Raw genomic sequence first — 9,347 nt, 5'->3', positions numbered from 1 at the left:
CCCACCCAAAACTCAGAAGCGGCAAACCTTTACCCCCCACGGGTGTGGAAGCCGCGGGGGGCACCCCCAGCGGTAGCTGGGGAAGGGTCCGGGGGCGGAGCCCCCGAAGGGGTCCGGGGCGGAGCCCCGGTTTCGGGAAGGGGCGGGGTGGGGGAGGGCCCCGCAGGGCTTCGTTCCGCGGCGGCACGCTCCAGGCGCCCGGCCTCCGCCCGCCAGCGGGACCCGTACGGGTCCCCGCCCGCGCGGGCCCGCCGCCAGGCCGCGGCCAGGTCGTCCCCGTACTCGCGCGGCGGCTCCTCGCTCAGCAGCGCCACCAGCTCCGCCGCCCGACGGGCACCCACCGCGGCCGAGCCGTCCAGCAGGGCGCGGGCCAGCCGCGGGTGCAGCCCCAGCCGGGCCATCCGCAGCCCGCGCGCGGTCGGCCGCCCCGCCGGGGACACCGCGCCCACCGCGAGCAGCACCTCCCGCGCCGCGGCCATCGCGCCGGCCGGCGGCGGGTCCGGCAACGCCAGCCCGGCCGCGTCCGGGTCGCCCCAGCACGCCGCCTGCAGGGCGAACTGCGCCAGGTCGGCGATGCGTATCTCCGGTGACGGGAACGCGGGCAGCCGGCCGTCCTCCGCCTCGGCCCAGCAGCGGTACACCGCGCCCGGCGCCTCCCGTCCGGCCCGGCCCGCCCGCTGCCGGCCGGCCGCGCGGGACGCCCGTACGGTCGCCAGCGCGCCCAGCCCCCGGGCATGGTCCACGCGGGGCTCGCGGGCCAGCCCGGAGTCCACCACCACGCGCACGCCCGGCACGGTCAGGCTCGACTCCGCCACCGCGGTGGAAAGGATCACCCGGCGGTGGTCCGAGGCGGCCAGCGCCGCGTCCTGCACGGCCGCCGGGGCCCGGCCGTGGACCTGGAGCACCTCCGCGTCCACCCCGCCCAGCTGCCCGGCGACACGGGCGATCTCGCCCACGCCGGGCAGGAAGCACAGGACGTCGCCGGCGCGCTCGGACAGGGCCCGCCGCACCACCGAGGCCACGTGCGTCAGCTGCGCCGGATCCACCCGCATCCCGTGCGGGGGCCGCACCGGCCGGGCCGGCGGCGCCCAGACCGTCTCCACCGGGTACGAGATGCCCGCTGCCTCCACCACCGGCGCGCCGCCCAGCACCCGCGCCCAGGCGGCGGAGTCCGTGGTCGCCGAAGCCGCCACGAGCCGCAGCTCCGGCCGCAGGGTCTCCCGTACGTCCACGAGGAACGCGGCGACCGTGTCGGCGTCGAGGTGCCGCTCGTGGCACTCGTCCAGGACCACCACGTCGACCCCGGCCAGCTCCTGGTCGCGCTGGAGCCGCTGGAGGAGCACTCCGGTGGTCACCACCTCCACCACGGTCTCCGGGCCCGCCACCCGCTCCCCGCGCACCGTGAAGCCGACCGGACCGCCGACGGCCTCACCCAGCAGCCAGGCCATCCGCCGCGCCGCCGCACGGGCCGCGATCCGGCGCGGCTCGGCGACCACGACCCGGCGCCGCGGTCCACCGCCCACCAGGCCCGCCAGCACCAGCGGCACCAGCGTGGTCTTGCCGGTGCCGGGCGGGGCGCAGAGCACCGCGGCGCCGTGGCCGTCCAGCGCGGAGACGAGCGCGGGCACGGCCTCCCGTACGGGAAGGGCGTCGAGGGCGGCCTGGCGGATCAAGGGATCAGTCCCTCTCGCACACGAAGATCGCGGTGCCGGGGATCAGGTTGCCGCGCAGCGGGGACCAGCCGCCCCACTCCTGGCTGTTCCATTCGGGCCACTCGGGCTCGACCAGGTCGACGAGGCGGAAGCCGCCCGCGACCACGTCGCGCACCCGGTCGCCGAGGGTGCGGTGGTGCTCGACGTACACCGCGCGCCCCTGCTCGTCCTGCTCCACGTACGGGGTCCGGTCGAAGTAGGAGGCGGCGACGGACAGCCCCTCGGGGCCGGGCTCGTCGGGGAAGGCCCAGCGGATGGGGTGGGTGACGGAGAAGACCCAGCGGCCGCCGGGGCGCAGGACGCGGCGCACCTCGCGCATGACGTTGACGGGGTCGGCGACGAAGGGGACGGCCCCGTAGGCGGAGCAGGCCAGATCGAAGGAGCCGTCGCGGAAGGGCAGCCGCCCCGCGTCGGCCTCCACCAGGGGGACGTCGTCGCCGATGCGCAGGGCGTGCTGGAGCTGGCGGTGGGAGAGGTCGAGGGCCACCGGGCGGGCGCCCTGCGCGGCGAGCCAGCGCGAGCACTGGGCGGCACCGGCGCCGATCTCCAGGACGTCCTTGTCCTTGAGGGAGGCGGCGGGGCCGAGGAGGGCCGCCTCCGCCTCGTCCAGCCCCTCGGGACCCCATACGAAGCGGTCGTCCCCGAGGAAGGCGCCGTGCTCGCTCTGGTAGTCGTCGGCGTTGCGGTCCCACCAGCCCCGGCTCGCCCGGCTGCTCTCCGCTTCCCCCGCGTCACGCCGTGTGGCCTCGGCGTCTTCCACGGAGCCGGGACCGGCTTCGTACGCGTCTTCGGGGGCGTAGTCCTCTTGGTTCATGGGGCCCGTCGTCGTAGTCTGCGAATGTCTTCGGAAAGTGGCAGGAAGCGTCAGGAACGCTCTTCCGCCCATGAATTGTGCCGGTTGTGCGGTGATCCGCCCGGGGTGTGCGCCTTCGCGCATTGACCCTGTCCGGCCGCCCCCGTATGCTACAAGTTGCGCTGCGAGCCTGTGCTCCTCAGACCTAGCAGGCTGCGCTTGTATCTGTTGATGTCCCCTCGGTTTTCGAGGCCCCGCCGCTCTCGCGGAACGGGGGTCTCCTTGGCTGTCCGGCTTCGGCAGATGCCGATAAGGGCTCCCGGCGTAGCAGTACCTACGACTTTCTGTCCGTAACCGGAGCCCTTTCCCACATGACGAGCAGCACCGAGACCACCTCTACCACTCCGCAGGTAGCGGTCAACGACATCGGTAACGAGGAAGCCTTCCTCGCCGCGATCGACGAGACGATCAAGTACTTCAACGACGGCGACATCGTCGACGGCGTCATCGTGAAGGTCGACCGGGACGAGGTCCTGCTCGACATCGGTTACAAGACCGAAGGCGTGATCCCGAGCCGTGAGCTCTCGATCAAGCACGACGTCGACCCGAACGAGGTCGTCAAGGTCGGCGACGAGATCGAGGCCCTGGTTCTCCAGAAGGAGGACAAGGAAGGCCGTCTGATCCTGTCCAAGAAGCGCGCTCAGTACGAGCGTGCCTGGGGCACGATCGAGAAGATCAAGGAAGAAGACGGCATCGTCACCGGTACCGTCATCGAGGTCGTCAAGGGTGGTCTCATCCTCGACATCGGCCTCCGCGGCTTCCTGCCGGCCTCTCTCGTCGAGATGCGTCGTGTCCGCGACCTCCAGCCCTACGTGGGCAAGGAGCTCGAGGCGAAGATCATCGAGCTGGACAAGAACCGCAACAACGTGGTCCTGTCCCGCCGTGCCTGGCTGGAGCAGACCCAGTCCGAGGTTCGCCAGACGTTCCTCACCACCCTGCAGAAGGGTCAGGTCCGCTCCGGCGTCGTTTCCTCGATCGTCAACTTCGGTGCCTTCGTGGACCTGGGTGGCGTCGACGGTCTCGTCCACGTCTCCGAGCTGTCCTGGAAGCACATCGACCACCCGTCCGAGGTTGTCGAGGTCGGCCAGGAGGTCACCGTCGAGGTCCTCGACGTCGACATGGACCGCGAGCGCGTCTCCCTGTCGCTGAAGGCGACGCAGGAGGACCCGTGGCAGCAGTTCGCCCGGACCCACCAGATCGGCCAGGTCGTCCCGGGTAAGGTCACCAAGCTGGTTCCGTTCGGTGCGTTCGTCCGCGTGGACGAGGGCATCGAGGGTCTGGTCCACATCTCCGAGCTGGCCGAGCGCCACGTGGAGATCCCGGAGCAGGTCGTCCAGGTCAACGACGAGATCTTCGTCAAGGTCATCGACATCGACCTCGAGCGTCGCCGGATCTCGCTGTCCCTGAAGCAGGCCAACGAGTCCTTCGGTGCCGACCCGGCGTCGGTCGAGTTCGACCCGACCCTGTACGGCATGGCCGCGTCTTACGACGACCAGGGCAACTACATCTACCCCGAGGGCTTCGACCCCGAGACCAACGACTGGCTCGAGGGCTACGAGAAGCAGCGCGAGGCCTGGGAGACCCAGTACGCCGAGGCGCAGCAGCGCTTCGAGCAGCACCAGGCCCAGGTCATCAAGAGCCGCGAGGCCGACGAGGCCGCTGCCGCCGAGGGCGCTGCCGCCCCGGCCGCCGGTGGCAACGCCGGTGCGGGCATCTCGGGTGGTTCGTACTCCTCGGAGTCCGACGAGACCTCCGGCGCCCTGGCGTCGGACGAGGCCCTGGCCGCGCTCCGCGAGAAGCTGGCCGGCGGCCAGAGCTGATCGCAGCGCGCATCACACTCCGGTGTGAGCAGAGCTGAGTCGAGTTGAACGGTGAGGCCCGTCCCCTTCGGGGGGCGGGCCTCACCGCGTTTCCCCCTCGACCGCCGTCGATCCCGCCTTCGATCCCGTCGTCGATCCGCCGCTGAACCGTTCGTTGATCCGTTGCGTTCCTGTGAATGCGGCCAACTGGGGAATGGTGGCGCCGCCTTGGACGTTCTTGGCAGAGAACGCGGCGAGGAGGAGTGGTGGCAGTGCTTGATCCACAGGGTTTGTACGAATGGGATGCCAAGGGCCTGGCGGTGGCCGACCTGGCGGTCGCCCAGGACTCGGCCGGGCTGGTCATGCTGTACCACTTCGAGGGGTACATCGACGCCGGTGAGGCCGGTGAGCAGATCGTCGAGCGGCTGCTGGACACGCTGCCCCACCAGGTGGTCGCCCGCTTCGACGCGGACCGGCTGGTGGACTACCGGGCACGCCGTCCGCTGCTGACCTTCCAGCGCGACCACTGGACGGAGTTCGAGGAGCCCCGGCTGGAGGTCCGGCTGGTCCAGGACGCCACGGGTGCGCCCTTCCTGCTGCTGTCCGGCCCGGAGCCGGACGTGGAGTGGGAGCGCTTCGCCGTCGCCGTCCGGCAGATCGTCGAGCGCCTCGGGGTGCGGCTCTCGGTCAACTTCCACGGCATTCCCATGGGCGTGCCGCACACCCGTCCCGTGGGCATCACCCCGCACGGCAACCGGACCGACCTCATGCCCGGGCACCGCAGCCCCTTCGACGAGGCCCAGGTGCCGGGCAGCGCGGAGTCCCTGGTGGAGTTCCGCCTGGCCCAGGCCGGGCACGACGTGCTCGGTGTCGCCGCGCACGTACCGCACTACGTCGCGCGCTCCCCGTACCCGGACGCCGCGCTGACGGTGCTGGAGGCCATCACGGCGGCCACCGGGCTGGTCCTGCCGGCCGTGGCGCACGCCCTGCGGACCGAGGCGCACCGCACGCAGACGGAGATCGACCGGCAGATCCGGGAGGGCGACGAGGAGCTCGTCGCCCTGGTACAGGGGCTGGAGCACCAGTTCGACGCGGCCGCCGGAGCCGAGACCCGGGGCAACATGATCGCCGAGCCCACGGAGATTCCGTCGGCGGACGAGATCGGGCGCGAGTTCGAGCGGTTCCTGGCGGAGCGCGAGGGCGAGAACTGACGCCGCCGGGTTGTGGCGGCGCCTGGGGCAGGGCCCGGGTGACGTCGAGGGCCTACGAGGACCGGCCGGACAGGGCCTAGGCTGCGGGCATGCTGAAAGTAGGACTGACGGGCGGAATCGGTGCCGGCAAGAGCGAGGTCTCGCGGCTGCTGGCGGGATACGGGGCGGTCGTCGTCGACGCCGACCGGATCGCGCGCGAGGTGGTGGAGCCAGGGACGCCGGGGCTGGCCGCCGTCGTGGCGGCCTTCGGGGAGTCGGTGCTGACCGCCGAGGGGGCGCTGGACCGGCCGAAGCTCGGAGCCATCGTGTTCGCGGACCCGGCGAAGCTCCAGACGCTCAACGCGATCGTGCACCCGCTGGTCGGGGCCCGGTCGGCCGAGCTGGAGGCCGCCGCGGGGGCGGACGCGATCGTGGTCCACGACGTACCGCTGCTCGCGGAGAACGGCCTGGCGCCGCTCTACGACCTGGTGGTCGTGGTGGACGCGGCGCCGCAGACGCAGCTGGCGCGGCTGACCGCCCTGCGCGGGATGGCCGAGGAGGAGGCACGGGCCCGGATGGCCGCGCAGGCCACCCGGGAGCAGCGGCTCTCGGTGGCGACCCTCGTGATCGACAACGACGGGCCGCTGGAGGCGCTCGAGCCGCAGGTGCGCAAGGTGTGGGACGAGCTCACGGCGCGGGCGGCGGCCGGGACCCCCTGACGTCCCGGGCGCCTTGTCGTGTGTCCTGTCGTCAGTCCTGCCGCCTGTCCTGTCGTGTGCATGGAATACCGGCCGTAGTGGGGGCGTTGAAGGCGCCCGTAGAGGGAAGGATCCAGACCGTGTCCGAGACCACGCGCCCCACGCCGTCCAGCCCGGAAACCCACGTCATCGACTTCCGGGCCGCGGAGCAGCTGCTGGCCGCGCGCGACCCGCGCGGCGCGGTCAAGCTGCTCGACTCGGTCATAGCCGCCCACCCGGAGAACACGGCGGCCCGCCTGCTGCGGGCCCGTGCCTTCTTCGCTGCCGCCCAACTACGCCCGGCCGAGCTGGAGTTCGAGCTGGTGCTGGAGCGGGAGCCGGACAACGCCTTCGCCCACTTCGCGCTGGCCCGTACCCATGAGCGCGCGGGCCGGCCCGAGCAGGCGCGCAAGCACTTCCGCCTGGCCGCCGCCCTCGACCCGCAGCCGGAGTACCTGGCGGCGGCCCGTTTCGAGGACCAGGCCTGATCCGGCTGCCCACGGGTGACCGCCGGCTGCCGGTTCAGCGGCCGCGGGGCGGTTCGTACGGCGGGATGTCCCGGCCGGGCTGGTAGTGCGGCCCCTGCCGGATGTGGCGCACGATCATGACAAGGTCCACGGTCACGACGACCGCCAGGACCCCACAGGCGGCCGCCCATCCGGGACGGCCCGCCAGCGAGAAGCCGACCGTCCCGGCGGCAGCCCAGATCAGCCCCCAGACACCCAGCCAGAACCGCAGCCGCAGCGGACTGCGCGCGGTCACCGGCTCATTTCCGGAACGCATGGTCATCGCCTCTCCTGTCCATGGTCCCACTCCGGTGCTCCTTTGCTCCGGCGGCCGGGGGGCGGCCCGACTCCCGGCTACGGGTTGAGCTTGTTCACGGCCGTCGTGGTCGTCCTCTTGAACGCGGCGACCGGGGCGTGGGACAGGTCGCCCATCTCGCTCCACTTCACGACGGTCACGGTGGAGCCGTCGCGCCCGATCCCGAAGAGGTGCACGCCGGGCTCGGAGTCGGGGATCGAGGCATGGACTCCGTAGACGTGTGCGCCCTCCTCGACGGTGAGCTTCCCGTAGTCGTCCCAGGAGGCGGTGCCGCCCGGGGTCGTCCGCAGCCAGTCGGCGGCGCAGGCCGCGATCTTGCGCTCCAGCGTGCCGACGAGCTCGGCCGCCGCGGAGGGCGAGGCGGACCGTACGGAGACCTGCACGGCGCCGGTGTCGAACTCCGTGCCGAAGGCGCGGTGCCAGCTGCCCGCCGCCGGAAGGACGCCGTCCAGGCAGAACGGCGCGAACTCGGGCAGCCCCTTGGTGATCTTGCCCGGATACCAGGCCGAGCCGGGGTGCGGCGGCAGGTCGGTGCCGGCCAGGAAGCCGGGCGGGACGGGCGTCGCGGTCGCGGCCGTGGCGGAGGTCGAAGCGGTCAGGACCAGTGCGGCGGCCGCCGCGACGAGCGTGGTGGCGAGCGTGGCGACGGTGTCGGTGCGTTGGAACATGAACGGTCTCCCCGTGAGTGGTTCGGTGTGCCTGACGAGCCTGTTCCCCGGGCCGCCCCGCCGGCCACGGTTTGGGGCGAATCCGGGACGCTGGAACGGCCGTACGGGCCGTCACCTGGGGGAACACCTCAGGCATGGAACGCAGTCACGGGACGTCGGACGGGGGAACGCGGTGAGCGAGGCCGGGAATTTCGCGCGGCTGATGCGGGAGCTGAAGGAGCGTGGCGGGCTGAGCTACGGCGCCCTGGCGCGCCGCCTGCACACGAGCACGTCGACCTTGCACCGCTATTGCAACGGGGATGCGCTGCCTGCGGAGTTCGCGGTGGTGGACCGCTTCGCACGGGCCTGCGGGGCGTCGCCGGGGGAGGCGGTGGACCTGCACCGGGCGTGGCTGCTGGCCGATGCGCGGCGGCGGGCGGGCGCGCCAACGGAGCCGGAGCCGGAGCCGGAACGGGAGCCGGAGCCGGAGCGGGAGCCGGGCTTCGGCTCGGATGCGGGGGAGGAGCTCGCCGTCGTCGTGGGGGAGCCGGCCGTCGTCGCGGAGCCGGCGGGCGGCCGGCCCTGGTACCGGCGGCGGGCGGCCGTGGTCGCCGCCGCAGGGATGGCGGCCAGCGCGGTCGCCGTGGCTCTGCTGGCGGCGGCCGGCCCCGATCCCCGTGCGCCACGGTCCGGGGGGTGGACGGGTGGGGCGACGGGCTCCGGGCCGGGCACGACGGCGCCCGCGGCGTCCGCGGGGACCTCCGGAACGGCCTCCGCCCCGGCATCGGCACCCGAGGCCGCGACCGCACCGGAAAGCCCGCCGCCGGCCGGTGGTCCGGGGCCGGCGTCGGCCGCGCCCTCCACCCCGCCACGGGCGGCCCCGTCCCCGTCCCCGGCCTCGGCGGCACCCCTGAGGGCGGCGGTGCGGTCGCACGTGTGGACCGCGGGCTGCGACCACGCCTACCTGTCCGAGCGGGGTCCGGGGTCGGTGCCCCCGCCGCCCGTGGAGGCGGACGCGCCCGCCTGGGCGTCCAACCTGCGCGCCGTGCACGCCGGGACGCAGATCGTGGAGGTCACCCTGCACGGGACGGGCCCGGGAGCCGTGGTCCTGGAGGACCTCGAGGTCCGCGTGGCGGGCCGCCGCACCCCGCCCGCCTGGAACGTCTACCAGATGTCGCAGGGTTGCGGCGGGGCGCTCACCCCGGCCGTCTTCGCCGTCAACCTGGACGCGCCGCGCCCCCTGGCCCGCCCGGTCGCCGGGAACGACGCCGGGAGCACCCTGCCCGCCCCGGCCTTCCCGATGCGCGTCTCGGCGGCCGAACCGGTCGTCCTGCGGGTGGAGGCGGTCACCACGGGCTGCGACTGCGACTGGTTCCTCGACCTCCGGTGGTCCGGGCCGTCCGGCTCGGGCACCCTGCGCATCGACGACGGCGGACGGCCGCTGCGCACGAGCGCCGCGCCCGGCCGGCCGGTGTACGGATACGCGCCGGAGCAGGGCCGCTGGGGGCGCTGATCCGCAGGTCAGCGGCGTTGTCGGTGGCCGCGCCTAGACTCGTCGGCAGGGGATGTCAGCAGATCCGCAAGCAG

At 73.4% G+C, this 9,347-nt stretch carries 8 protein-coding genes and 1 pseudogene; 5 read left to right on the top strand and 4 right to left on the bottom strand.

The window, feature by feature from the left end; all coding sequences use genetic code 11:
* Positions 1 to 182: 182 nt before the first annotated feature.
* Together ACZ6JT_RS33730 and ACZ6JT_RS33725 are read right to left on the bottom strand one after the other, a co-directional pair.
* Positions 183 to 1,673 (bottom strand): annotated as a pseudogene (locus ACZ6JT_RS33730) (DEAD/DEAH box helicase); the annotation flags it as partial.
* Between the two features lie 4 nt (positions 1,674 to 1,677).
* Complete coding sequence (locus ACZ6JT_RS33725) at positions 1,678 to 2,526, bottom strand: class I SAM-dependent methyltransferase (protein WP_469215765.1); 849 nt, start codon at positions 2,524 to 2,526, stop codon at positions 1,678 to 1,680.
* Between the two features lie 350 nt (positions 2,527 to 2,876).
* On the opposite strand from ACZ6JT_RS33725, the gene rpsA reads away from it, so the two are divergent.
* The 4 genes from rpsA to ACZ6JT_RS33705 all read left to right on the top strand — a co-directional run bounded on the left by rpsA (position 2,877) and on the right by ACZ6JT_RS33705 (position 6,779).
* A complete protein-coding gene (gene rpsA / locus ACZ6JT_RS33720; RefSeq protein ID WP_327413389.1) occupies positions 2,877 to 4,385 on the top strand; it encodes a 30S ribosomal protein S1 in 1,509 nt (502 codons plus the stop codon).
* Between the two features lie 251 nt (positions 4,386 to 4,636).
* Entirely contained in the window at positions 4,637 to 5,575 is a 939-nt protein-coding gene (locus tag ACZ6JT_RS33715) for a PAC2 family protein (protein ID WP_365474151.1), read from the top strand.
* 89 nt (positions 5,576 to 5,664) lie between these two features.
* Positions 5,665 to 6,273 carry a dephospho-CoA kinase gene (gene coaE / locus ACZ6JT_RS33710; RefSeq protein WP_469215763.1) on the top strand — a complete coding sequence of 203 codons (609 nt, stop codon included), beginning with the start codon at positions 5,665 to 5,667 and terminating at the stop codon, positions 6,271 to 6,273.
* Positions 6,274 to 6,392: 119 nt separating this feature from the next.
* On the top strand, positions 6,393 to 6,779 hold the full coding sequence (locus tag ACZ6JT_RS33705; protein ID WP_030707092.1) for a tetratricopeptide repeat protein: 387 nt from the start codon (positions 6,393 to 6,395) through the stop codon (positions 6,777 to 6,779).
* Positions 6,780 to 6,813: 34 nt separating this feature from the next.
* On the opposite strand, the gene ACZ6JT_RS33700 is transcribed toward ACZ6JT_RS33705, so the two are convergent.
* Both ACZ6JT_RS33700 and ACZ6JT_RS33695 read right to left on the bottom strand, forming a co-directional pair.
* The gene (locus tag ACZ6JT_RS33700; RefSeq protein WP_469215761.1) at positions 6,814 to 7,074 is read right to left on the bottom strand and encodes a DUF6343 family protein; all 261 of its coding nucleotides are present in this window, start codon (positions 7,072 to 7,074) and stop codon (positions 6,814 to 6,816) included.
* 77 nt (positions 7,075 to 7,151) lie between these two features.
* Positions 7,152 to 7,781, bottom strand: a complete 630-nt coding sequence (locus tag ACZ6JT_RS33695; protein ID WP_469215759.1) for a hypothetical protein — start codon at positions 7,779 to 7,781, stop codon at positions 7,152 to 7,154.
* A gap of 172 nt (positions 7,782 to 7,953) precedes the next feature.
* Here ACZ6JT_RS33695 and ACZ6JT_RS33690 point away from each other — a divergent pair, with 172 nt between their 5' ends.
* Positions 7,954 to 9,273, top strand: coding sequence for a helix-turn-helix domain-containing protein (locus tag ACZ6JT_RS33690; protein ID WP_469215757.1), 1,320 nt, complete (start codon positions 7,954 to 7,956; stop codon positions 9,271 to 9,273).
* Positions 9,274 to 9,347: the final 74 nt, after the last annotated feature.

Source organism: Streptomyces sp. NPDC046308 (assembly GCF_055588065.1).
Note: the sequence above shows the minus strand (reverse complement) of the source record. Positions and strands in the feature narration are given on the sequence as shown.